General features: G+C 59.0%; 21 protein-coding genes, 3 pseudogenes and 1 riboswitch. Of the genes and pseudogenes, 10 read left to right on the top strand and 14 right to left on the bottom strand.

Annotated features, from left to right (window positions below):
- Window positions 1–240: 240 nt before the first annotated feature.
- Complete coding sequence (locus F0M17_RS03650; RefSeq protein ID WP_149596439.1) at window positions 241–1,101, bottom strand: bifunctional methylenetetrahydrofolate dehydrogenase/methenyltetrahydrofolate cyclohydrolase; 861 nt, start codon at window positions 1,099–1,101, stop codon at window positions 241–243.
- 167 nt (window positions 1,102–1,268) lie between these two features.
- Here F0M17_RS03650 and F0M17_RS03645 point away from each other — a divergent pair, with 167 nt between their 5' ends.
- Window positions 1,269–2,303, top strand: a complete 1,035-nt coding sequence (locus tag F0M17_RS03645) for an NAD(P)/FAD-dependent oxidoreductase (RefSeq protein WP_149596438.1) — start codon at window positions 1,269–1,271, stop codon at window positions 2,301–2,303.
- A 9-nt stretch (window positions 2,304–2,312) separates the two neighbouring features.
- On the opposite strand, the gene F0M17_RS03640 is transcribed toward F0M17_RS03645, so the two are convergent.
- Window positions 2,313–3,989 (bottom strand): hypothetical protein, encoded by a 1,677-nt coding sequence (locus F0M17_RS03640; protein ID WP_149596437.1) that lies wholly within the window; start codon window positions 3,987–3,989, stop codon window positions 2,313–2,315.
- 392 nt (window positions 3,990–4,381) lie between these two features.
- On the opposite strand from F0M17_RS03640, the gene purU reads away from it, so the two are divergent.
- Both purU and F0M17_RS03625 read left to right on the top strand, forming a co-directional pair.
- Window positions 4,382–5,224, top strand: a complete 843-nt coding sequence (gene purU / locus F0M17_RS03635; RefSeq protein WP_149596436.1) for a formyltetrahydrofolate deformylase — start codon at window positions 4,382–4,384, stop codon at window positions 5,222–5,224.
- A gap of 520 nt (window positions 5,225–5,744) precedes the next feature.
- Entirely contained in the window at window positions 5,745–6,263 is a 519-nt protein-coding gene (locus F0M17_RS03625; RefSeq protein ID WP_073706575.1) for a gamma carbonic anhydrase family protein, read from the top strand.
- 72 nt (window positions 6,264–6,335) lie between these two features.
- Here F0M17_RS03625 and F0M17_RS03620 read toward each other — a convergent pair.
- Together F0M17_RS03620 and F0M17_RS03615 are read right to left on the bottom strand one after the other, a co-directional pair.
- Window positions 6,336–7,073 (bottom strand): annotated as a pseudogene (locus tag F0M17_RS03620) (IS256 family transposase); the annotation flags it as partial.
- Window positions 7,074–7,185: 112 nt separating this feature from the next.
- Entirely contained in the window at window positions 7,186–7,497 is a 312-nt protein-coding gene (locus F0M17_RS03615) for a MerR family transcriptional regulator (protein ID WP_149596434.1), read from the bottom strand.
- A gap of 128 nt (window positions 7,498–7,625) precedes the next feature.
- Here F0M17_RS03615 and F0M17_RS03610 point away from each other — a divergent pair, with 128 nt between their 5' ends.
- Together F0M17_RS03610 and F0M17_RS03605 are read left to right on the top strand one after the other, a co-directional pair.
- The gene (locus F0M17_RS03610) at window positions 7,626–8,060 is read left to right on the top strand and encodes an Hsp20/alpha crystallin family protein (protein WP_073706573.1); all 435 of its coding nucleotides are present in this window, start codon (window positions 7,626–7,628) and stop codon (window positions 8,058–8,060) included.
- Window positions 8,061–8,451: 391 nt separating this feature from the next.
- On the top strand, window positions 8,452–8,766 hold the full coding sequence (locus F0M17_RS03605; protein WP_149596433.1) for a hypothetical protein: 315 nt from the start codon (window positions 8,452–8,454) through the stop codon (window positions 8,764–8,766).
- A gap of 189 nt (window positions 8,767–8,955) precedes the next feature.
- Here the strand turns inward: F0M17_RS03605 and F0M17_RS03600 are convergent, their stop codons facing one another.
- The 3 genes from F0M17_RS03600 to F0M17_RS03590 form a co-directional block, all read right to left on the bottom strand.
- Entirely contained in the window at window positions 8,956–10,161 is a 1,206-nt protein-coding gene (locus tag F0M17_RS03600) for a cystathionine gamma-synthase (RefSeq protein WP_149596432.1), read from the bottom strand.
- Window positions 10,158–11,471 (bottom strand): O-acetylhomoserine aminocarboxypropyltransferase/cysteine synthase family protein, encoded by a 1,314-nt coding sequence (locus F0M17_RS03595; RefSeq protein WP_149596431.1) that lies wholly within the window; start codon window positions 11,469–11,471, stop codon window positions 10,158–10,160. Before F0M17_RS03595 ends, F0M17_RS03600 begins: the two co-directional genes overlap by 4 nt.
- An 87-nt stretch (window positions 11,472–11,558) precedes the next feature.
- Window positions 11,559–11,649, bottom strand: a riboswitch (SAM riboswitch).
- A 232-nt stretch (window positions 11,650–11,881) separates the two neighbouring features.
- Window positions 11,882–12,823 (bottom strand): LysR family transcriptional regulator, encoded by a 942-nt coding sequence (locus F0M17_RS03590; RefSeq protein ID WP_141358105.1) that lies wholly within the window; start codon window positions 12,821–12,823, stop codon window positions 11,882–11,884.
- A 122-nt stretch (window positions 12,824–12,945) separates the two neighbouring features.
- On the opposite strand from F0M17_RS03590, the gene F0M17_RS03585 reads away from it, so the two are divergent.
- The 3 genes from F0M17_RS03585 to F0M17_RS03575 are packed head-to-tail and all read left to right on the top strand — an operon-like array spanning window position 12,946 to window position 15,532.
- Window positions 12,946–13,938: a DUF1852 domain-containing protein gene (locus tag F0M17_RS03585; RefSeq protein WP_149596430.1), complete on the top strand. Its 993-nt coding sequence runs from the start codon at window positions 12,946–12,948 to the stop codon at window positions 13,936–13,938.
- An 18-nt stretch (window positions 13,939–13,956) separates the two neighbouring features.
- Window positions 13,957–14,997 carry a methionine synthase gene (locus tag F0M17_RS03580; protein WP_149596429.1) on the top strand — a complete coding sequence of 347 codons (1,041 nt, stop codon included), beginning with the start codon at window positions 13,957–13,959 and terminating at the stop codon, window positions 14,995–14,997.
- On the top strand, window positions 14,984–15,532 hold the full coding sequence (locus F0M17_RS03575) for a flavin reductase family protein (RefSeq protein WP_246857125.1): 549 nt from the start codon (window positions 14,984–14,986) through the stop codon (window positions 15,530–15,532). The genes F0M17_RS03580 and F0M17_RS03575 overlap by 14 nt, the downstream gene beginning before the upstream one ends.
- A 75-nt stretch (window positions 15,533–15,607) precedes the next feature.
- Here F0M17_RS03575 and F0M17_RS03570 read toward each other — a convergent pair whose 3' ends face one another.
- From F0M17_RS03570 to F0M17_RS03565, 3 genes and pseudogenes are all read right to left on the bottom strand, one after another.
- On the bottom strand, window positions 15,608–16,453 hold the full coding sequence (locus F0M17_RS03570) for a hypothetical protein (protein ID WP_149596427.1): 846 nt from the start codon (window positions 16,451–16,453) through the stop codon (window positions 15,608–15,610).
- Between the two features lie 1,038 nt (window positions 16,454–17,491).
- A pseudogene (locus F0M17_RS17385) lies at window positions 17,492–17,647 on the bottom strand (IS1380 family transposase); the annotation flags it as partial.
- 689 nt (window positions 17,648–18,336) lie between these two features.
- A complete protein-coding gene (locus F0M17_RS03565; protein WP_149596426.1) occupies window positions 18,337–20,439 on the bottom strand; it encodes a DUF262 domain-containing protein in 2,103 nt (700 codons plus the stop codon).
- Window positions 20,440–20,879: 440 nt separating this feature from the next.
- On the opposite strand from F0M17_RS03565, the pseudogene F0M17_RS03560 reads away from it, so the two are divergent.
- A pseudogene (locus tag F0M17_RS03560) lies at window positions 20,880–21,045 on the top strand (transposase); the annotation flags it as partial.
- Between the two features lie 17 nt (window positions 21,046–21,062).
- Here F0M17_RS03560 and F0M17_RS17820 read toward each other — a convergent pair.
- The 4 genes from F0M17_RS17820 to F0M17_RS03545 all read right to left on the bottom strand — a co-directional run bounded on the left by F0M17_RS17820 (window position 21,063) and on the right by F0M17_RS03545 (window position 22,360).
- Entirely contained in the window at window positions 21,063–21,332 is a 270-nt protein-coding gene (locus tag F0M17_RS17820; RefSeq protein WP_371737260.1) for an integrase core domain-containing protein, read from the bottom strand.
- Window positions 21,274–21,735, bottom strand: a complete 462-nt coding sequence (locus F0M17_RS17815; protein ID WP_371737259.1) for a DDE-type integrase/transposase/recombinase — start codon at window positions 21,733–21,735, stop codon at window positions 21,274–21,276. The genes F0M17_RS17820 and F0M17_RS17815 overlap by 59 nt, the downstream gene beginning before the upstream one ends.
- Window positions 21,732–21,971: a transposase gene (locus tag F0M17_RS17380; protein WP_168201941.1), complete on the bottom strand. Its 240-nt coding sequence runs from the start codon at window positions 21,969–21,971 to the stop codon at window positions 21,732–21,734. The genes F0M17_RS17815 and F0M17_RS17380 overlap by 4 nt, the downstream gene beginning before the upstream one ends.
- A gap of 77 nt (window positions 21,972–22,048) precedes the next feature.
- Window positions 22,049–22,360, bottom strand: a complete 312-nt coding sequence (locus F0M17_RS03545) for a transposase (protein ID WP_149596424.1) — start codon at window positions 22,358–22,360, stop codon at window positions 22,049–22,051.
- Between the two features lie 395 nt (window positions 22,361–22,755).
- On the opposite strand from F0M17_RS03545, the gene F0M17_RS03540 reads away from it, so the two are divergent.
- On the top strand, window positions 22,756–23,424 hold the full coding sequence (locus F0M17_RS03540; protein ID WP_149596423.1) for a helicase associated domain-containing protein: 669 nt from the start codon (window positions 22,756–22,758) through the stop codon (window positions 23,422–23,424).
- Window positions 23,425–23,662 lie beyond the last annotated feature (238 nt).

Here is a 23,662-nt window from a genome sequence, read left to right as displayed (position 1 = left end):
GCTCCGATTACGGGACATCGGGCTTTTTTCTGTTCGCGCCTATTTCAGTTTGGTGCGCAGCACCGTTTCGGCTCCGGTGCTTGGCTGTAAGCGCCGGCTGCGGGCCTGCGGCATCGGCCGGCGGGAGTAGCCGTATGCTCCCCCGGGAGTATTCCAGCGATATCACCGAGTGCCGTTGCGCAAGATGCCGCAGGGATCAAAAAAACCGGCAGCCCATCTGGGCTGCCGGTTTTCTCGCGTCTACTTCGCGGCGTTGCGCTCCGCGGCTTCGACCACGTTGTTCAGCAGCATTGCGCGGGTCATCGGGCCCACGCCGCCCGGGTTCGGCGAAACCCAGCTGGCGGTCTCGTACAGCGCTGGATCGATATCGCCGGTGACCCTGCCGTCCACGCGGGAGACGCCCACGTCCAGCAGGATCGCTCCGGGCTTGGCGGTCTTGATCATGTGGGCCGAACCGGCGGCGGCGATGACCACATCCGCCTGCGCCAGCAGCTCGTCCAGGTTGGTGGTGCCGGTGTGCGCCAGGGTCACGGTGGCATTGATGTTCCGGCGGGTCAGCAGCAGGCCGACCGGGCGGCCGATGGTCACGCCGCGGCCGACCACCAGCACGTGCTTGCCGTTCAGGTCGATGTCGTGGCGGGCCAGCAGGTCCACGCAGCCCAGCGGGGTGCACGGCAGCGGGGAGGTCATCGGGCGGTTGACGTTGGCAACCAGGCGGCCGAGGTTCATCGGGTGCAGGCCGTCGGCGTCCTTGGCCGGGTCCATGGCTTCCAGGATCATGTCCTGGTCGATGTGCTTGGGCAGCGGCAGCTGGACAATGTAGCCGGTGCAGTCAGGGTTCTCGTTCAGCTCCTTGACCTTGGCCAGCAGCTCGTCCTGGGTGGTTTCCTCGGGCAGGTCCACGCGGATGGATTCGATGCCCACCTCGGCGCAGTCCTTGTGCTTGCCGCCGACGTACCAGGCGGAGCCCGGGTCATTGCCGACCAGGATGGTGCCCAGTCCGGTGGTGTGCCCGGCTGCCTTGAGCGCGGCAACGCGTTCGGCCAGTTCCTGCTTAATGGCGGCCGCGGTGGCCTTGCCGTCGAGAATGCGTGCGCTCACGCGTATCCTTCCGTAGGTGCCCTGTTCAGGCGGATGGCATGCAAACCCAGGCGCGCGGCTCGCACGATTAGCTCCCTGGTGGTTACCCACCTAACGCCAGTCACGCCCTCCAGTGTAGCGAAAATGGCCTCGGGAATGACTTTGAAGTGTGCAGGGTTACCTTGATTGTGTACTCGACAATCGTGATCGGCGCAGGGCAAGCCGGGCTTGCCGCCGCCTACCATCTGGCCAAGCGCGGCATCGACTTCCTGGTGCTCGATGCGAACCCGGGACCCGGCGGGGCGTGGCAGCATCGCTGGGATGCCCTGACCCTAGGCACCGCGCACCATATCCACCCTCTGCCGGATTTCCCGCTTGAGGTGCAGGATTCAACGCGCCCGGCCTCCCAGGTGGTCTCCGAATACTATGCAGAATACGAGCGGCGCTTCGCGTTGCGGGTACGCCACGGCGCACCGGTGACCTCGGTGACGCGGGATGGCGAGAGCTTCGTGGTGCACGCCGATGCCGAGTACCGGGCCCGGACCATTATCAACGCCACCGGCACCTGGAGCAACCCGTTCTGGCCGGTCTACCCCGGGCAGTTCGACGGCCCGCAGGTGCACACCAACGGCTTCCGCTCCCCGCAGCAGTTCGCCGGGCAGCGGGTGCTGGTGGTCGGGGCCGGAGCCAGCGCCACCCAGTTCATCGTGCAATTGCGCGCTGCCGGGGTGGACACCCTGTGGTCCACGCGCAGCGCCCCGGACTGGCGCGAAGAACCCACCGGCGCGGAATGGGGTCTGGAAGTGGAGCGCCAGGTCAACGAGCGTACCAGCGCGGGACTGCCGCCGAAATCAGTGGTGGGTACCACCGGGCTGCTGCTCACCGAGACCATGCGTGCAGGAATCGCCTCCGGTGCACTGGTCTCGCGCGGGAAGATCGACCATCTGGAATCGGATGCGGTGGTCTTCACTGACGGGTCACGCGAGAAGATCGATGCGATCCTGTGGGCCACCGGTTTCCGCCATGCCCACCGGCATTTGCGCGACCTGAAGCTGCACACCGCGGCCGGCGGCATCCTGATGGAGGACGGGGTCGCGGCGGTAGAGGTGCCGGGGCTGTTCTTTGTGGGCTATGGCGCATCGGCTTCGACGCTGGGCGCCACCCGGGCTGGGAGGAAGGCCACGCTGGCGGCCAGCAAATTCCTGTCCGCGGTGGCGGTATAGCCTGCAGAGTTACTTCTTGCTGACCTTGGTGACCACGGTGGTGTATCCGGGTTTCGAGGCCGTCACCCACACGCCTAAGGTCTTCCGGGCATCGGCTTTGACGACCTTGTAGTTCGGATTGGTGGCCTTGGGGATGAGCTTTCCGGAGCGCGTCCATTGGTAGGAGATCTTTACGTTTTTAGTGTTGTAGCTGCCTGCCGTGGCTTTCAAAGTCTTGCCGGTGGATTTCTTGCCGTTGATCACCGGCTTCTTCATCACCTTGAGCTTGGCTGGTGCGATCTTCCCTGTCGCAGTGCTGGTCACGGTCTTGGTGGTGTAGTTGGTCTTGGCATAGGCCACCGAGACTGAGATCCGTTGGTTCAGATCTGCGGGTTTGAGCGTATATGTTTTAGCCGTGGCACCCTTGATCTTCTTGCCGCCGCGCAGCCACTGGTACTTCGTGGACTGGGCGGCTGGAGCCGGCATAGCGGCGTTGGCGGTGAGTTTCGAACCGACTTTTGCCGTTCCGGAGACCTTTGGCTTGGCAACAGTGATGGTTCCCTGGACGACTTTCACCGCGTTGCTGGTCGGCAGCCAGACCGATTCTCCATCCGCAGCATGCATTGTTACCCGTACAGAGATCTTGCGATTGGCGTAGGACCGAGGCGGGGTATAGGTTTTCGCGGTAGCCCGCGGAATCTCGAAACCGTCGACTAGCCACTGATAACGGCGTGCAAAGTCCGGGAAGTATGCGGACTCGAGGGAAGCGGTGAGCTTGTGTCCCACGATTTTGCTGCCGCTGATCGTTGGTTTGGCAATCGAGGCCACCGTGGCGGCGATCGGTGCGCCGTACTTCATTGTCCCTTGTGCCGAGGGGACCCATACTTCGCCGTTTTGACGAACCGCTTTCGTCTCGTAGCTCAGCGCGATGACTTTATTAGTGTCCTCGCGCACCAGCTGGTAGCTCTCCCCCACCGCATCTGGAATTGGTTCCCCGTTGCGGGTCCACTGCAGGGCAGTGTATGGGTAGTTGGTCGTGGGTGCCAGCAAGGAATCGCCGACTACCGCCGCATCATGGCCCGCCAGCGACGGGTTCCTATTCAGTGAGATCCTGCCAAGCTGGACGGTATCGCGCACGCCAATGTGCCAGCTGGCTGCGTAGCTGACAGACTTCAGGTTGTCCTGTCCGGGGATCACCGCCTCGAAGTCGGTGAGTTCTGTCCTCAATCCCGCGAATCCGGCTTTATTCGCGGTGAATCCGGTGGGGCTGATCTGACCCAGGATTCGTTCGCCGGTATATTCCCACGGCCTGAGCACACGGCCATCCACCGTTATCACCGGTTCAATTTCCGCACTGGCGCCGATCTTCAGTTCGATGAGCGGCTTGGTGTAGCTGGCGAGATCCAATTTTTCCAGATTGGACAGGTCCTTGGCCCACCGGTAATCCGTTGAACTCGTGGCCAGCACTTCAAGCTCCTTCAGTCCCGAAAGCTGGCCTAGCCCCGCCAGTTGCACCTGCTGCCCCTTGGGGAATGTCAGAGACAGGGATTCCAGCACTGGCAGCTGTGCCAATTCCGGGATGATTTCCTGTGGAGCTTTGCTGATCCGAACCGATTTCAACTGGGGGTTAGCCGCCAGGACTTCCAGACCACCGAGCACTTGATCCTTCTGGGTGTCGATGCCGATCCACTGAATATCGCCCGTCATCGGCAGTTCCTGCAACGACGTCACATTCTTGCAGGATAATCCCACGACGACGCTGGCGGTCTCATCCGTGTGTTCAAAGCAGTCTGCAGGACTGATAAGACCCTGCGCCGGAGGCACGAGCCCGGCGAAAACCAAGGCTGTTGCGCCCACTACCGAAGCAAAACGATGCAACAACCCCATGTGTTTCCCCAAGCGTGAATATGCCAAATTTATAGACATCATGCCATAGCTTTGCCAAGCACCTATCATCGGTTCGTAAGATGCCATTGACGGCGCATCAAGCATGCCTCTGGGTGCGATTGCTGCTGGTGATTGTGTTTTCTCGATGCATGACTATGTAACTCCACCGTGACGAATGTGCGTACAGCGCGCCAGCCGGTTAATCTCAATGCATGAACAAGTTCATCGTCACCCTATCTTGCATCGACCGCCCTGGCATCGTCCACGCCATTTCCGGAGGTCTGCTGGGTGCCGGTTGCAATATCACCGAGTCCCAGCAGTTCCTCTCGCCGGAGACCGGCACCTTCTTCATGCGCATCGAGGTCGCCACCGAGCAGTCGCTGGCGCAGATCCGCGCGGGGCTCGCACCGATCCGCGACGACTTCCACATGGCGCTGCGCGTGGATGACGGCGCCAAGCGCACCCGCACCATGCTCATGTGCTCCAAGGCCGGGCATGCGCTCAGCGACCTGCTGTTCGCCCAGCGCGCCGGCACCTTGCCCATCGACGTGCCGGTGATCGTTTCCAACCACTTGGATCTGAAGCCGATGGCCGACTTCTACGGTGTGGAGTTCGTGCACCTGCCGGTGACCAAGGAAAACAAGTCGCAGGCCGAGGCCGAGCTGCTGTCCATCGCGGAGAAGCATGACGTCGAACTGGTGGTGCTCGCCCGCTACATGCAGATCCTCTCGGATTCACTGTGCGAGCGCATGGAAGGCCGGGTCATCAATATCCACCACTCCTTCCTGCCGTCTTTCAAGGGTGCCAAGCCCTACCACCAGGCCTACGCCCGGGGCGTGAAACTGATCGGCGCCACCGCGCACTACGTCACCGCGGACCTGGACGAGGGTCCGATCATCGACCAGGAAGTCACCCACGTCTCGCATACCCGCACGGCCGAGCAGCTGGTTGAGCTGGGTCGCAGCGTGGAAGGCCGGACGCTGACCCGCGCCGTGCAGTGGCATGCCGAGCACCGGGTGATGCTTGACGGCCAGCGCACCATCGTCTTCTCCTAAGCATGGATTATGCAACGCTGGCAGTTGTCGCCCTGCTGGTTGCAGCCTCGGCGTGCTGGCCTTTGCTTAGGGCAGCTGGCAAACGCCGGAAGGGGTTGAAGCCCCAGGCGCTGCAGCTGCCGGAGCGTTATCGGCCGCGCTACCAAAAATCGCTGGCCTGGGATCCGCTATCTTTTCCGCTGGCCATAAGCAGCGGTTATGTGCTGTGCCGAGATGCGGACACCGCACGCTCATTCTGGCGGGCGCAACCGGACAGTGCGCTAGGCTGTGCCAACGACGTGCGTCGGACGCAGGTACGCTCCGGCCCTGAGCGTTCTTTCGCGCAGGTGGCTTTCGCCGCACCGGTACCGGCCAGCCAGCTGTTGCTTCTTGAAGCCGCGCGGGTATTGGGGCTGACTTTGCGAGCCGCCGAAGAGGATCGGGATTGGCAGCATTCGTTGGTGGCCGCGGCCCGCTCGCGGACTTGAGATCTTCGGTAGTGAACTCGCTGTAGCAATGCTTGGCCATTACAGTAGGTGAAATGACGCACATTATTACCATTGACGGCGCGACCCCGAAGGTCGGCCAGGACGTTTTCGTAGCCCCTACCGCCACCTTGAGCGGCGATGTCGAGCTGGCTGACCGTGCCAGCGCCTTCTATGGTGTTTCCGTGCGCGGCGATTCGGCGCCGATTCGCGTGGGCGAAGGCACCAACTTGCAGGACAACGTCGTACTGCACGCCGATGAAGGTTTTCCTTGCACCCTGGGCGCCGGCATCTCGGTGGGCCACTCGGCAGTGGTTCACGGTGCCAGCGTGGGTGATGGCTGCCTGATCGGCATGAGCGCCACCGTCATGAACGGTGCCGTCATCGGCGAACAGTCGCTGGTTGCCGCTGGTGCACTGGTGCTGGAAGGCACCCAGGTTCCGCCGCGTTCGTTGGTTGCCGGTGTACCTGCTAAGGTCCGCCGCGAGCTGAGCGAAGAGGAAGTCGCCGGCTTGAAGACCAACGCCGATCACTACCTCGTTCTGGCTGCCAAGCATCTGGAAGCCAACGCCTAGAGTTTTCAATGAGCTTGTCAGTTTGTTTGCGTAAGCCCCTAGTCACGTCCGTTATTCAGGGCTTCGTAACAATCAATTCAAATACGGCTCAATCCGCTCCGGGTAAGCCATCGCCAACTGCTGCAAGGCCTGCTTCCAGCCGCTCGTCCCAGCCTCTTCCACCAGATGCGCTCCAGCACCGGCCCGCGGGGTCCGACCCTTCTTCTTCGCATCCTTGAAACGCTCCCTCGCCCGCTTGTCCTCGATATTGCAGATCGCCAACCACAGCATCTTCACCGCCGCCGCATCGATAAGGAAATCGCCTCGGGACTTGGTGACCTTGCGCAGCTCATAGTTCATCGACTCAATCGCATTCGTCGTGTAAATGACCTTCCGCAACTCGGGAGGGAACTCCAAAAACGGGGTGAACCGCTCCCACACGTTGCGCCAGGTGGCCACCGCCGATGGATACTTCCGGCCCAGCTCGGATGCTTCGAAATCATCCAACGCCTTTCCCGCGGATTCGATGCTCGGAGCGGTGTAAATCGTCTTAAACTGCTTGCTGACCGCCTTGTGGTCACCGTAGGAGACAAACCGGTTCGCCGCCCGGATCAGGTGCACCACGCAGGTCTGCACGGTTGCCCGCGCCCAGGTCGCCTCGATCGCCTCGGGGAACCCGGTCAGTCCGTCGCAGCAGGCAATCAGCACGTCCTTGACCCCGCGGTTGGCCAATTGCGCGCAGACTTGCGCCCAGAACTTCGCGCCCTCGTTCTCGGTGACCCAGATGCCCAGCACGTGCTTGATGCCTTCCACGGTGACGCCGATCAGCAAGGGCCACTGCCAAGTGCTCGAGCAGAACGTGCACCTTCAGGCTCCGCGGCGCCTAGGCAAGAATTCGTCGGCACCCTGCCGAGAAGCATAGACCCTCAACGGTCTTGATGATTCAATCCGCGCCTTGCCGATGAGACTGCTTTGCAAGTGCCTTACGCAACGCCTCATTTTCAGATTCCAGCTCCAAGATGATGCCAATTCCCGCCAAATTCACGCCTCGATCAATCAACTCTGAGATTTGCTGCAACCGAGCTAAATCCTTGGCTTGATACCTGCGCGTGCCACCGCTGGTACGTGACGGGGTGATCAAACCACGTAACTCATACAACCGCACTGTTTGCACGCTCACTCCCACACTCTGGGCAGCGGTAGCAATCGAATGCGATCCAGCAAGAGGAACGGATCGAGGCGAATTTTTTGTCATTTTTTACTTTCAATAGGCTTGCATGAACTCAGAATCCCATGCTATAAAATCTACATCGTTAGACATAGATCTAACGGAAAGTGAATTGCAGCATCGTAGAGAGTCACACCAGAAAGGAATGAGTTCAGATGATGCAGACCGAGGTACTTCGCGATTTCGACCGCTTGGTACAGCGAGCTTTCAACACCCAGCTCAGCTCCGAACCTGTCCACCCAATGCCAATGGAGGCTTGGAAGGACGACACCGGATTTCACGCTGAGTTCGACCTGCCAGGGGTCGACGCCGAGCAGATCGACATGGCAGTGGAAAAGAACATCCTGACCATCCGCGCTGAACGCGCCAAACCAGGAGACCGCCAGCACATCGCCGGCTCGGAACGACTCTGGGGCCATTTCACCCGGGAACTTATCCTTGGGGATCATTTGGACACTGAAAGTATCCAGGCCACCTACGTGGATGGCGTGCTACGTGTCGACATCGCTGTTGCCGAGAGTGCCAAACCTCGCCGGATTCAGGTCGCGGTCGGCCAAGGCAAGAAGAACCCCAAGGAAATCACCAGTTAACCCAAGAAAGGCCCCTTGGAGGCCTGTGCGGAGATGATGTGTCATGTCTGCCCACATTGATTCGGAACTTGATCCGCTGGTCGCTGATGACGAGTTGCTTCTGGCCATATACGAGCTCGAGCTATCCACAGCTTCCCGTCAGCATCAGCCGCCTCGATCGCACCTTTGCACCTCGATCGAGGATGTTCCGCGGCCCAGTCAGCGGTGCCCGGAAGGAACCAACGAAGTACGAACAATTCAACGTTCGGTGCGTCGGGCGGGTCCCGTCCGGGTGTATTCACGCTCGCCACCGAACAAGAGATGACTCCCGGGGAAACTTTTAAGGAGTGGTTGATTCGGGGGTGCGTCCGGAACGCACCGGACGCACCCTGGCAACGAAAGGATCAGCACCATGCGTGAATCATTGCTCAACGTCCACCTCAATGACGAGCAAATCGAAGTTCTCAATGCTGCGCTGTGCGCCTACCGAGACCATTTCAGCGAGCTTCTTGAGTTGAACGAAGAAGCAGAAGGACCGCAAGCTCGCGAGAACAACAAGTACTGGCAGAGCAAAGTCCACGCGATTCAAGAAATGATCGATCAAGTCAACGACTCACTGTATGGTTCCCAACCCCCGGGAGGGGCCTCAATAACACCCAGACATTCCGCCACCGCACACTATTCACCTATCTGCCTGTTGATCGTCGACCTTCGAGTGTTGGAATAGGCGTTTCGAGGCTAGGTACCGTGTTTAGGAGACTGATCGAATATAGGTCTTCGAGCCGGCGGCCCGCTGCAGCGCGTGCTCCGCGATCCTGCGAATGTTCTTGCGGACCGTGGAGCACGCGCAAGGTTTGCCGTCGCATTGTGCACGCGGGCCTTCCTGAGCGGAAGGCCCGCGTGCTGCAACGACAGGTCAGGCGGTGGCCAGGCTGCGGTGCTGGATGCTGTCTGCTCCGGATGCTTTCGCGGCCGCGGCCAGCCCGCGTTCCAGATCCGCAATCAGGTCCTCGGGCTCCTCGATGCCCACCGAGAGGCGGACCAGGTTGGCAGGGATTTCCAGCGGGGTGCCGATCAGCGACGCGTGGGTCATTTCGCGCGGATAGCAGACCAGTGATTCCACCCCGCCCAGGGATACGGAGAGCTGGAAGTACTCCATGGACTCGGCGAAGGCGCGGGCCGCGGGCTCGTCGGCCAACTGCAGCGAGAGGATGCCGCCGAAGCCGCGCTGTTGGCGCTTGGCCAGCTCGTGGCCCGGGTGGGTTTCCAACCCGGGATAGTAGACGCGGGCGACCTCGGGACGGTCATCGAGCCAGCGGGACAGGGCGGATGCGGTGGCGCAGTGGCGTTCCATGCGCAGGCCCAGGGTCTTCAGCCCGCGGGCGGCTAGGTAGGAATCCTGCGGCCCGGAGACCGCTCCCCCGGCGAACTGCTGGTAGCCGACGGCTTCGGCCAGCGATTGGCCGCGGTGCAGGTAGTCTGCCACGATGACCGCCCCGCCGAGAACGTCGGAGTGCCCGCCGATGTACTTGGTGGTCGAGTGCACCACCGCGTGCGCTCCGAAGTCAAGCGGCCGCTGCAGGTATGGGGTGGCGAAGGTGTTGTCCACCACCAGCAGGGCGCCGTGCTCGGCTGCGATGGCTGCCCAGCCGGCCAGGTCCGCGATGCCCAGTAGCGGGTTGGATGGGGTCTCCACCCAAAGCAGCGCGGTGTTCGGGCGCAGCGCGGCGCGCACCGCATCCAGGTTGGTGATGTCCACCGCCGAGGAGCTGATCCCCCATTTGCCGTGCAGCTTCGAGATCAGCCGGTTGGTGCCGCCGTAGCCGTCGGCGCCCAGCACGATGTGATCGCCCGGTTCAAGCACTGCACGCAGCAGCGCATCTTCGGCGGCGATGCCCGAGGCGAAGGAGAAGCCGGCGGCGCCGCCTTCCAGGGCGGCGAGCTGGGATTCGAAGCCGTTGCGGGTCGGGTTTGAGCCGCGCGAGTACTCGTGCCCGGCGCGCAGCACGTTGATGCCGTCCTGGATGAAAGTGCTGGTCTGGTAGATCGGCGGGATCACCGCACCGGTGTGCGGGTCCTTGTGCTGGCCGGCGTGCACGGCGAGGGTGTTGAAGCCGCTCATGCGAAGCTCACTTCCTTGGTGTCGGCGGTGGCCCGGGTTGCGGCCAGCGCGTGATCCAGCGACTGGGTGATATCTGACAGCAGGTCGGCCGGGTCTTCCAGTCCCACCGACAGGCGCAGGGTGGAGGCGTTCAGCCCGGCGGCTGCCAGCTGCGCTTCGGAGAGCCGGCAGTGCGTCATGGTGGCCGGGTGGGCCACCATGGTGCGGGTATCTCCCACATTCGCGGCCAGGCTGATCAGCTTGAGCCCGTCGATGACCGGGGAAACCAGGGATGGGTGGACCAGCTCGATGGCCAGCACGCAGCCGGTGCCCTTCGGCGCCAGCGTCCGGGCCAGCTCGTGGCTGGGGTGCTCGGGCAGTTCGGGGTGGTGGATGGCGGCAATGCCGGGATACTCGGCCAGCGCGTCGATCAGCCTGGTGACGCTGCGCTGCACGTGGGCCGCGCGCACCGGCAGGGTCTCGATGCCTGCAAGGATGCCCTGGGCGCTGGCCGGTGCGAGGGTCGGGCCCAGATCGTGCAGGAACTTGGAACGAACCAGCATCGCGTAGGCCGCCGGCCCGTGGCGTTCGAGCAGCGAAGTGCCATTCAGCCGCTCGCGCGGGGCGGCGATTTGCGGCCAGCGAGAGGAATCGGAGAAGTCGAAGGTTCCCGAGTCCACAACTACCCCGCCAAGCACCGAGCCGTGCCCGGCCAGCCCCTTGGTGGCCGAGTGCACCACGATGTCCGCGCCGAGTTCCAGCGGGCGCACATTCAGCGGGGTGGCCAGGGTGTTGTCCACCACCACCGGGATGTTGCGCTCGTGCGCGATGGCCGCAATGGCCGGGATATCGGCCACGGTACACAGCGGGTTGGAGACGGACTCCAGGAAGAACGCGCGGGTGTCTTCCTCGATGGCCGCAGCCCAAGCCAAAGGATCGGCCTGGTCGACAAAGCTGACGCGGATCCCGAAGTCCGCGAAGGTGTCGGTGAACAGGTCCACGGTGCCGCCGTAGAGCGAAGAGGAAGCCACGATGTGCTTGGGTCCCTGGGTCAGCGCCAGCAAGGACAACGCCACCGCGGACTGGCCGGTGGCGGTGGCTACCGCCTGGGCCCCGCCTTCCAGCGCGGCCACGCGCTGCTCGAGGATCGAGACGGTGGGATTGCCGGTGCGCGAGTAGGTGAAGCCGGCCTGGCGCAGCGCGAACTTCTCGATCGCTTCGGCATGCGACTGGAATTGGTAGGCTGCGGAATTGTGCAGTGGCGGCAGCATCGGGCGGAAGTCTCCGCTCGGGCGGTATCCTGCGTGGACCGCGTCGGTTCCTTGGCTCATAGCTCCTCCTCGATTCTCTGCGAGGGAGTGCACCGATTAGGCATCGTGCAAAGGCACGAAGCACAGCGCGAAAGCGCGTTCGGAACTGCTCCATCGTTCCTGGCATTAGCACCTTTCGGTTTCCCGATGGTTGCTGCGACGTCAACGAGCCAGATCTCTTAGTCGCTCTTGATGGTTTGTTGTTCTTCCATGGTTGGCCATGGGCTGCGAGGGGTGCAAGCGCTATCGGGCGGCCGGCTTCATACAAGGCCGCCAAGCTTCATATGTCGTGCACTTGTCATGATGACGCGGTGGCTAGCGCCACTTTATGACGCACCGAAATGAGAAAAACCCCGAGACTTTCACGGTTTTTCCGGAAGTTTATGACGATGGAGCAGCACTCGATGACCGAGAGTTACGCTGTTGGCGGCTCAGCCGAGCACTTCCACCCCGAAGCTGGCCACCACTGCGCGGACTTCTTGCAGGTAGCGCTGAGCCTGGTCGGTGAGCGGGATCGCGGCGTGATCGATCCAGCCGATCTCGATGCGCTCGTCGATGTCCAGCGGGATGGCAACGATGGATGGATCCAGCTCGTCGCTGATGATGCCGGTGGAGATCGTGTACCCGCCCAGGCCGATCATCAGGTTGAAGATGGTCGCACGGTCCGAGACCTGGATTTCCCGCTGACTGGAGCGCGTGGAGAGCACTTCCTCGGCGAAGTAGAACGAGTTGTTCGCGCCCTGGTCGAAGGTCAGCCGGGGCAGGTCTTCGAGGTCTTCGAGGGTGACCTGGTCATGGGTGGCCAGCGGGTTGCTGCGCGATACGAAGATATGCGGGTCGGCGAGGAACAGCGGGTGGAACACCAGGCGGGATTCGCGCAGCAGCTTGTCGATGACTTTCCGGTTGAAGTCGTTGCGGTAGAGGATCCCGATATCGCTGCGCAGGGTTCGCACGTCCTCGATGATTTCCTCGGTGCGCGTCTCGCGGAGCGAAAACTGGTACTCCTCGGCCCCGCTGGCCTGGACCATCCGGACAAAGGCATCCACCGCAAAGGAGTAGTGCTGGGTTGAGACACCCAGCAGTCGTCTTGCCGCCGGCCGGCCGAGGTAGCGGTGCTCCAGCAGTTCCACTTGCTCTAGGACCTGGCGGGCGTAGCCGAGGAATTCGGCGCCGTCGCTGGTCAGGGCAATGCCCCTGGCCGAGCGCATCAGCAAGGTGCGCCCCACCCGGGATTCGAGCTCCTTCATCGCCGCGGACATGCTGGGCTGGGCGACGTAGAGCAGGTCGGCGGCAGCGGAGATGGACCCCTCGGCGGCGACCGCCACAAAGTAGCGCAGCTGCTGGAGCGTCAATCCATTCGAAACCTGAACCATAGTTTGAGTCTATATGAATCCATAGTTATATCGAGTTACCTGATATCGAGAATCGCCCTGCATGATTGACGCAACGACTTCTCCTCGGCCTGTCCAGGCCTCCCAAATACAGATTGGCCATCATGGCAGACGCATTAAATTTCAGCATTAACACCACCAGATTCGACGAGAATTACTCCCCTTCTGCGAATTCTCGCACCACGACAAACTTCGCCAATTTGGCACGCGGAGAGCGCCGCGAAGAGAACCTTCGCAATGCCCTGACGATGATCAACCGCCGCTTCAATTCCCTGGCTCACTGGGACAATCCCCAAGGTGACCGCTATGAGCTGGAATTGGAAATCATTTCCGCAAATGTACATTTTTCTGCCAATAATGCCGATCAGGAATTTCCTCTTTTAGAAGTGCTTGAAACCACGATCGTGGATAAACTCACGGGCACCCGGTCCCAGGGCATGGTCGGCAATAATTTTTCTTCTTATGTCCGCGATTACGACTTCAGCGTGGTGCTCCCAGCATCGTGCAACGACAGCGGAGCTCCGGTGCTTCCAGAAGATTTTGGCGATCTCCACGGACAGCTCTTCCAACATTTCTTGAACTCACAGGCATACCGTGAGCGTTTTGCCCAGCTGCCGGTGGTCTGCATCAGCATCTCGACTTCCAAGACCTATTTCCGCACCGGCAACAGCCATCCAGTGCTCGGTTTGGAATACCAGCAGGACGAAAATTCATTGACCGACGCGTACTTCGGAAAAATGGGTTTGAGCGTCCGCTACTTCATGCCACCAGGCGCTGTTGCCCCGCTGGCGTTCTACTTCCGCGGCGACCTACTCAACGATTACACGAATCTGCAGTTGATCAGCCTCATCAGCACGATGGAAACGTTCCAGAAGATCTATCGCCCGGAAATCTATAACGCCAACTCGGCCGCTCCTTCTGTGTACCACCCGAGCCTGGGCGCCGAAGACTTCTCCCCCACTCGCGTCTTCTATGACCGCGAAGAACGCACCCAATTGGGAAAGATCCAAGGCAAGTTCACCGAAGAGCATTTCATCATCCCGAATCGCCAACTGCTAGATCAGTGGTCTTCCTCCTACCCGACTCCAGTCGCCTAAGATTCCGAAAGATAACTCATGACTTCCCCGCTTATCCCCACGTCGATTGTCGGTAGCCTGCCCAAGCCTTCATGGCTTGCCGAGCCTGAAAAGCTCTGGTCCCCTTGGAAGCTTGAGGGCGAGCAATTGCGCGAAGGCCAGCAAGACGCCATGCGCGCAGCGGTCCTCGAACAGGCCCAGCGCGGCATCGACATCATCTCCGATGGTGAACAGACCCGTCAGCACTTTGTCACCACCTTCATTGAGCACCTGAGCGGTGTTGACTTCGAAAAGCGTGAGACCGTGCGCATCCGCAACCGCTACGACGCCAGTGTTCCCACCGTCGTCGGCGCAGTAGAGCGCGAAAAGCCGGTATTCGTTCAGGATGCAAAGTTCCTGCGCACGCTGACCGACCGCCAGATCAAGTGGACCCTGCCAGGCCCGATGACCATGGTTGATACCTTGTACGATGCGCACTACCGCAGCCGGGAGAAGCTGGCGTGGGAATTCGCGACCATCCTGAACCAGGAAGCCCGCGAGCTTGAGGCAGCCGGGGTGGATGTCATCCAGTTCGACGAGCCTGCTTTCAACGTCTTTTTTGATGAGGTGGCCGACTGGGGCATCGCTGCCCTGGAGCGCGCCTGCGAGGGACTCAAAGCCGAGACCGTAGTCCACATCTGCTTTGGCTACGGTATCAAGGCGAACAACGATTGGAAAGCGACTCTGGGCGCTCAGTGGCGCCACTACGAGAAGTCTTTCCCGCTGTTGCAGGCTTCCTCCATCGACACCGTTTCGCTGGAGTCCCACCATTCGAATGTCCCGCTGGAGGTTGTCGAATTGGTGCGCGGCAAGCGAGTGATGCTCGGAGCTATCGACGTGGCCAATGACGCTGTGGAGACTCCCGAGGAAGTCGCGCAGACTCTGCGCAACGCACTCGAATTTGTCGATGCCGACAAGCTGATTGCCAGCACCAACTGCGGCATGGCACCATTCCGCCGCGATGTGGCGCTGGCCAAGCTCAGTGCGCTCAGCGCAGGAGCTGGCATCCTGCGCGAGGAGCTTGTTGGTGCCCGCGTCTGAAGTGACAGAATCAGCGACACCATCGTTGCCCGCAGATGATTTCAAAGCGATCTTCCGCGGGCACCCCGGTGGCGTAAGCCTGATATCCGCCGATGCCGGCGACGGACCAGTTGCCCTCACGGCAACGTCCGTGGCTTCGATCAGCGTTGATCCGCCATTGCTCGTTTTCTCGATTTCTGCGCTGTCCTCGGCGGCCAAAGTGCTTACCCGCGCAATTTCTCTTGTCGTTCACAGCTTGGATGCGCATGACATCGAGGTGGCTAAATTAGGGGCAACCAGTGGGATCGACCGCTTCGCACAGAACCAAACGTGGTCAAGGCTGAGCAGCGGCGAACCGGTATTTGATGACGTTCGGGCCTGGGTTCGTTGCGCAGTCATCGAGCGGGTTCAGGCAGGAACATCCACAGTTTTTGTCGCGCGCGCCCTTGAGTCGCACATTGAACGCGATAGCGAACCCGGCCAGCCCAGCAACGGACTGGTTTACCACAACCGCGCCTGGCACCGCTTGGATGAAAACTCGCAAATAAAGAATTGAAGCTGTTCGGCCACCGTCTCAAAGACGGTGGCCGAACAGCTTCAATTGGCATTTCGCCAGTAATATCTCGCCGCGCTAGTGCTTGGCCGATTTCCGACGACCCAGAGCAACAACGACTGCACCAGCCAGGGCCAGCAGTAGCCCCACCCCGGCAGCCGCGACACCGTCAAAACCGGTGTTTGCCAGTGCCGGTGTAGCGGCGTCGGCGCTCTTCTTGGGCTCTTCCTTCTTGTCCGAAGATGCTGTTTTTGCGTGACCTGCAGGCTCGATGACAACCTTGGCCGAAGGAGATTGATTCTCGGACGGAACCAGTTCTTCTTCAGTTACAGTTCCACCAGAACCGTTATCCTCGGGAGCTGCCTCGATGCCGAAGAACAGTTCAAGATAGTACGCTCGCAGTTCGGGATCATGGGCAAATACTTCTTCGAGGAACGCCTGGAACTCAGCGGCGTCTTCATCGCTTTCGATGCTTTCGGCGATGAATGGCAGTAGCAGGTCAAGGAGTTCGAGGCCTTGGTCAGTGCTGAAGTAAGCTTCCCACTGCGCTTCATCCCAGTCGAAGCTTTCCTCGGGAAGAAGCTCGGTAATGGACTCCCAGAACGCCAGCCCTTCATCCGAAAGCTCGAATTCTTCATCCCAGAAGTCATCTTCAACAAGCAATTCCTCAAGAAGCCGATTCATCTCCTGCCCGGCTTCAGTCTGCTCGAAAGCTTCCCACTGAGCTTCGTCCCAATTCTCGCTGCCCTCAGGCATCAGCGCATTAATTTGAGCCCAGCGAGGATCTTCGTCCTCAACCGCGACGTCCGATGACGTTTCGGTGGCCTCGGCGGACTCACTAACTTCAGCAGTGAGCTCAGATCCAGGGTCAGATTCTGCCGACGCGGCTGGTTCCGTCACCGTGGGTTCTGATTCCTCGTCCACATCGGAAACTACAGTTGGAGTAGCCGAGGACTCGGTTGCCGGGTCGGTGGCAGGTTCTGATGTTTCGGCCACGGCGGGTTCCTCGGCATCGGGCGTCGCCTCTGGATCAGCTGGAGGGATGCTTTCCTCGGATTCAACGACGTTCGCTACAGGAGACTGAGACACAATGGGTTCCGACTGTGCGTCCGCTGACATTGACGATTCCGTTGGGGTAGAGACGACCTCATCCGAAATCAATTCTGCATTTGCTGCCGGGCCGCTAAGCACCAATCCCGTGATCAGTGCCGTCGCCATTGTCACCGAACTTAAATTAGTTTTCAATTATCCTGCTTCAAAGAGTGCGAATCGGCGCAAAAACCTCGCAACAGAATAAATTAGCGGTTATCGCTAAAGCCGTTCTGTCCCGTGCCGAAGAATTGATGCTTAGAATTAATGTAGCTCGTCACCCGAAGATTCACCAAGAAATCTTTTCACATAAAACACGTTGCTTGCGAGCCCAGTCAACCAAAGAATATTCGAGATGACATTAGTCTTTTACTAATGTCAAGAGACCCACCAGCAAGTCGTCGACCGCCGACTAAAAAACTGCTGGAACCTGAGCGGCAATAGATTTCTCTTCACAGTGAAAGATCGACTTATCCCGCAGATCTGGCTCTGTCACTTTTTACGACAATTCAACCCGCCATAGGTCGTGATAAGAACTGATTGTCGGGACCTAGATATCGCATTGGAAGCTACAACGTGCGGCATTGACGGAGGGGAAAACAAGAAGCCACGCGGGCAGCAATGCTGGAGCAGACCCGCCAGCGCTTCGCCACCGCCTTGATTGGTCCTTCAAGGGGATACGCATACTTAGTCCAATTATTTCATCAGGAATCTGTCAGCCACCGAAATCCATGTCCTCGGTTTTCTATCGCAGTTGTCAGCTTCGCTCTTGACAATAATCGCCTTGTCGCACCGGCATAGGGCGCCGGGCTCCACGCACTCGGAACGAGCAATCTTTTCATAAATGAAGAATCCTAGGAGTGGCCACCAGCATCAGGCAACCAGCTCACGGCACCGCCACCGCTCGAACAACGAGCCGATTCCCTCATTCAGTAGGCGTAACAACTTCACTTCTGGCGCTTTTTCAGGAATCAGCAGCGGGCGCCGCCGGACGCCAGCGACGATTTTCCCTGTCATGGAGAACATCCTCACCGTTAAGGCGCAGCAACCAATAAGCAACGGGACGCTTGACAAGTATGGAAGAGTCAATCACCACGCGTCCATCCCAAGCTCGGTGGCGACACCCCGGAATATTGGCAAAGCAGAAGCAGGACACCATGCCGAGATTGGTCGGCCGGCAGCTCCTGTGTTCCGCTGTGTTTAGGAACTGCCAACAACATAACGGGGAGAACGGTGCAGGCAATTCTCATGTGTATCTACGCGCTGTCGCAGCCCTTAGCCTATCTTTGGTGCACTCGTGGATAAGGTCTCGATTGAGCTCAGCATGAAATGCGAAAATATTGAACTAGAGCCGATCATCCGAGTGCTTGGTGTAGACGTTTTATTGACCAGACTTGAACGCGACACCTCGTTGACAAATTGTATTCATGTAGGTTCAGTGGATCCCGAGGATCGCTACCAATCATCAGTCTAAGCTCGTCCGGATCTCTAAAAACCGAAATCTTGTTTGATGTCGAATAGTTCGCCCACAATATCGGTGATATTCTGCGCCACGTGTCGACTTCGATGATTCCGAACTGTTTCTGACGCACCGAGCCTTTGATTGGCACGATACGACCAACTGGCGGTAGGCCCATCTGTTTGCAACAAAGAGACCTTCCAAAGCGTTGATACGGTGACGGAAACGTGTAGTGAGCTTTGGATCTGCGAGCATGAGCTCATTGTTGAACACGATTCATCAGATGTCGGAGCGGTATTTGTTCGCCCGATTCGTTTTCCTTTTGCCAAAAGTCCGCTCCGGGAACGTTGTCCGCTCCGGAGTGATGGGCGGCGGCGTCCAAAGTGGAAAACTCATGACCGTCAATGACGACTACCCCGTCTTGGGTGACCTCGGCGCGTAACCGAATGGAGTCGTCGGCTGGAATGAGGAAAACACCAGATGACAAGATGCCCATGTCGATTAGGTCAGCCACTTCGGTTTCAACGGAGGTGGCGGGCCGTGCCGAGACTTTAAAGACGGGGGAGGCTATCGATTTCCCGGACTTCAGCCGTTCATAGCCATCCCTTGTGACCTGAGCCATGAGGATCCGTCGCTGATGGAGGAACTCTTCATAGCCCATTTTTTCCCAGTCTTGTGGCAAAGCATGCCAGAACATCTGGCGCTGCAACGACTCCCCTTCGAACCCTCGTTCCGCAACGAGTGCCGGCCAATACTCTTCAGGATCACGATCGGAAATTAAGATATTGGTACTCCAGTCGGTGGGCGCGAAGTTGGCGACTTGGTTAATCTTCTTCAGATCCTTGATACCAACGACGTTCTCCAAATACTTGCGGGGATTTAGGTGGTGACCCTCAGTCCCCTTGACGACCGGCAGTGAAGGATCCATCCACTGCTGCACCTTGTTATTGAGCATGAACATGTCCGCATCAAGGATATTCAGAGCTGCTAGATAGGTCTGATATGCCGGAGAAAGTGCAGAGGCAGACGAAATCAGAGAGTCTGGCATCCGCAAAGTCCAGAAATCGTCTGAAAGTTCTGCAGCGATGATCGTTTCGAAGACTGTAACGAACGCTTCGGAATCGTCGCCTTCAATGGCGAGCAGGCGGTCGAGATCCTTCTGGAGCTGGGTCTCGGCGCTGCCGGTATATCGGCCAGAGAGTTGAGACATGAAGAGCCAACGGGCCATCAGATTCCGTAGGACGGTGAGGTCAACATTGAAACGGGTGCGGCCAATGAGCCACAAGGCGTAGCTGGACAGGACATTCATGTCCGAGGTGAGCATTTTCCGTGATTTGAATCCTGCAACGGCTAGGCAGCGGATGAACTCTGTCCAGTGCAGGTCTTTGAGTACCAACGGGAGTGCAGCCTGAAGCTTTGCAAGCTCGGCTTCCTGTCGATCCGCTGCCACGAAGCCAGTGCTACGGTCTTTGGCCTGCAGCGCATTGTAGGCGTCTCCGAGTTTGGCACGGTTCTGCCCCACAGCCACCAGTACGCGCACCAACTGACCCGCGTCGACCGCGAGGTAATTGTTGATAGGAGTCCATCTCACTGGATGCTCGGCAATTTCACTTGCCCGCTGCGGTGTAAGCCGTGAGTTGCGGGCGAAGTCCTCCAATTTCTCACGGCCGTCAGGCCAAAAGACACTGAGCCAGGTGAGAATAAAATCGGAGGCCTTAAGGCTTACTCCCTCCGAATTAATACGCACAAATATGTCCGCCACCACCTTTTTATCGGCGTGGTCTTGGATTTCCACGACGGTAAAGTCGTAGTTTCGGAGGTTGTTAAGGTGGTTCAAGGTTGTGACGAGGCTTTTATACTCCTCGCGTTCCATGGGTCCATTTGCACGCTCGAATCGTTCGATGAATTCGAATTGGGCATCCACGGGGCTTCGGAAGAATTCTGAGATGTTTTGGATCCACTGGCTGGAACGTTCGATGGCCTTGTTAAGCACTTCGAATTTCTCCGTGAACGGGTTGAAGCTGATAACAATCGAGCGGCTGTTGTAGTCCGCGTCGCGAACAGATTTACCCTTGAAAACCGCATAAAGACTGGTCAGACGCTGTTGTCCGTCAATAATCTGGTGTGATCCCTTACGGTCGCTGGCACCAGAAATTGCGCGTGATGTGTCCTCCTGCGAGACGTTCCAGAACATGATTTCTCCGACCGGATAGCCTCGATACATTGAATCGAGCAAGTCACGAATCTTGGATTTTGGCCACACGAAAGGCCGTTGCAGGTCGGGCAGTTGTACGGCTCCACTGTGGACGGAGTCCACAAGGCTCTGGACATTCCAAGACACTGGCTTGAATAGAGTAGTCATACTGAAATCTCCTGAGTTCCAATAGTGATCTTCCCGGTTGCGGCATCGCAAATGAGGGAGCGTAGGCGGCGGAGCCCTGCGTGCATGAAGTCTATCTCGATATTGATGCCGTTCTCCGGGCGAATTTCAATTGTGGCGGATTCCTTCACCACGTGGTTTAGCAGATCCGCTCCGTTGCGTTTTTTGAGTGATTTGTCGAGCTCGAATCGCTAGAAGATGTCTCGGGTATTCTCCGAGAAACCTCGGACACAATTGAATATGTTGGTCTAAATATTGGTCGGGCGTCAAGGAACTTGGGGAAGTTGAACTGGTAGGTCTTGAAGATGATGTCTTCCGTCGCCTCCTGGAAAAGGACGCCCATGGGGATGGTGAGGTTTTTCTTGGCCGACATCGCATTCGTGACTGCATTCGTTATTTCTGCAAATCATCCGCGGTTCAGTATCGTAGGAGGGCGGAGCGGGAAAACCGCCGGGCTCGGACTCGACGTAGGGAAATCCGACCACTAGGCCTGCGCAGTCACCAAAGACGGCACCAAGATCTGGACGCAAGACCCTCCCCAACGACGAAGCCAAACTCGTCTCGGTCTACCAGAGCCTCAGTGTCAAAGTGAACCGTCCCGAAAATCATGCCGCTAATTTACTAGCGACAACATTGGGTAACGTTTCGGTCATTTCATCATAGTAGAGTTCCTCGAACTCCACCGGAGTCCGATAGCCGAGCGTCGAGTGCAACCGAGCATGGTTGTACCATTGCACCCATTCGACCACCAGATCATCCACGTCAGCTTTGGCAGCCAAGGTGCCCGTGCGGAACGGGGAATCCCTGGCCACGGCCTCATTCTTGAACAGCCCCATCACCGTCTCGGCAGCGGCGTTGTCGAACGCGTCGCCGATCGAACCGATCGACGGGATCAGTCCTTCGGTGGCCAGCGTCTGAGTATACCTCTGCGACGTATACTCGGCCCGCGTCCGAGTGGTGCACGGTGCCCTGAACAGGGCTTTTACGAGACCCTGAGCCCTTGCGGCGCTGCCATAACGCCATCCGGAGAGCTTCCTCCACAAACTCCGTATCATGCGAGGTAGAACTCGCCCAAGACAAGATCCGCCGGGAGAACAGGTCGATCACGAACGACACGTACGTGAACCCAGCTCTGGTGGGAACATAAGTAAAATCGGTAATCCAAACCTTGTCAGGTGCATCAGTATAAGAGTTGCGGTTCAACAGATCCTTGGCCCGTACGGTGTCCTTGGCGCGGATCGTGGTGACAGTCCGCCGGCCCCGGACCAGGCCGTTCATTCCGCGCCTCGCATCAACCGGTCCACGGTGTGCTTGGAGACATCGGGGAATGCGTTGCGCTGCAGCCAGGCCCGCATCTTCCGCCGCCCGTACAGCACCTCGGGTCGAGGCCTGCCGGTCTTCGGGTCCGGTTGCTGCAGGTCGTGCAGGACGTTGAGGATCTGGGCATCGGTGACGGCCCGGGATGCCGGTTGGCGTTGCTTCCAGCCGCGATACGTGCGCGCAGAGACCTTCATGCCCTGGAATCCCAGGGCCTGGCAGATCTGCTCGACTGCGTAGCCGCACTCGCGCTGCTGGTCGATGAACTCGGTGATTAGTGCCGGCGAGGGTCGAGCTCCCTCGCGAAGAAAATCGCTGACTGCCGGAGGATTTCATTGGTCTCTTCCAGGTCTTTGACCTTGGCTTTCAGGGCTTTGATCTCGGCGAGTTCTTCGCTGGTGGGTCCAGTGCGGTCCCCGGCATCGACTTGGGCCTGGACGACCCAGCGGCGGAGCGTCTCGGCACCAATGTTCAGTTTCGGTGCGAGGTCTTGGCAGGCTCCGTAGACGGACTTGTAGCGGTCCAGACGATCCAGGACGTAGGAGACGGCGCGGCCCTTGACTTCAGGGGTGTACTGCTTGGGCATGTGTTCCATTCTCTCAAATAGGAACGGCATGAAACCCGGGACGATTCAGCTTTTGCCAACCTGTCTAAATTTATCGTGTCCGAAGTGCCTTTGAGCCCAGTTTAGAGGCGGGGGCAAGACACAATTTGGCCACAAAACACCGATCAACCCGAAGATCAGTCACCAGGCCTTATTTTGGCAGGCGAGTTCACCGACCTGAGGGGCTCATCAAGGTGGCGCTCGTGATAGCGGCACAACCGCGGAGACTTGTTCGCAGAGAACGAATGGCGGGTGCACGAGGCGCCGGTCGGTAGTGTTGCCGAGTATGGCGAGAATTGAACGGGAGAAGACGCGAACAGAGTGTGAGCGACTCGGGCGAGCGGGGTCTTCGATCTTCGGCAGGGTCAGGTGTCGCAATGCTCTTCAAATGGGGAGTGCTGTGCAGTAGCTTGGTGTTCATGGTCGGTTGGGACGTCTCGAGGCACCCGGAATGGGACATGATGTTTACCGCGGGCCTCACTGCGCGCGAAATCGCCGACCGATGCAAACAGAACATTGCCACCGTCCACCTGCACCTGAAAAACCGCGAAAAATACGACCCAGAATTCTTCGCCAAACACACAGCAGCGCTAGAAGCTCGAGGACCGCACCGAATCACCACGAAATGGCGAAAACGCCTAAACGAAGCTCAGGAATACTATGCAACGCATGGGCGCCTGCCGAGGCGTACTGGCAATCCTGAAGAGCATTCGCTCGCAGAATGGGTTGCTGAACAGCGCCGTCTCGTCGAGCGAAATGAACTGCCGCAAGCCAAAATCGTCTTGCTTTACCCTCTCCCAGGCTGGAACATCAACGCACAGACACAAGAGCGTGAAATACGATGGCGGAACAGGCTTTCGCTCTTAGTAGACTTCGTGAACACTGAACATCGCATGCCCAGATATAGAACCTACGCCACGGAAGAAGAACACCTTCTTGGTGTATGGCTTCATAACCAGCATCAACGACGCTCCGAGAGTCGGCTCGAGCTGTGGAAACTGAAAGCGCTCAATGAAGCGGTACTCGACTGGCGAAGCAGAAACTAAGCCTGGAAGCATGCCCCCGAGCAGGTTATGGCTAGTAGCCTCTGACGAGTGCACGGAATTTCCAGAAGTTGAGCCCGGTAGGATTACCGTTTCGTCCCGTATCGTAGATACAAGTAGCACTCGGAGGGTTTGGAACATGATGATAGATGGCCACCCGCTGAGCATTACAAGGTTCCATGTGATGCAGAAAGAGCGCAAGGATCACACACTGGAAAAGAAGAGCATACAGCGCGCGAAA

Origin of the sequence: Glutamicibacter sp. ZJUTW, assembly GCF_008370855.1 — a bacterium.
GTDB classification, from domain to species: domain Bacteria; phylum Actinomycetota; class Actinomycetes; order Actinomycetales; family Micrococcaceae; genus Glutamicibacter; species Glutamicibacter nicotianae.
Note: the sequence above shows the minus strand (reverse complement) of the source record. Positions and strands in the feature narration are given on the sequence as shown.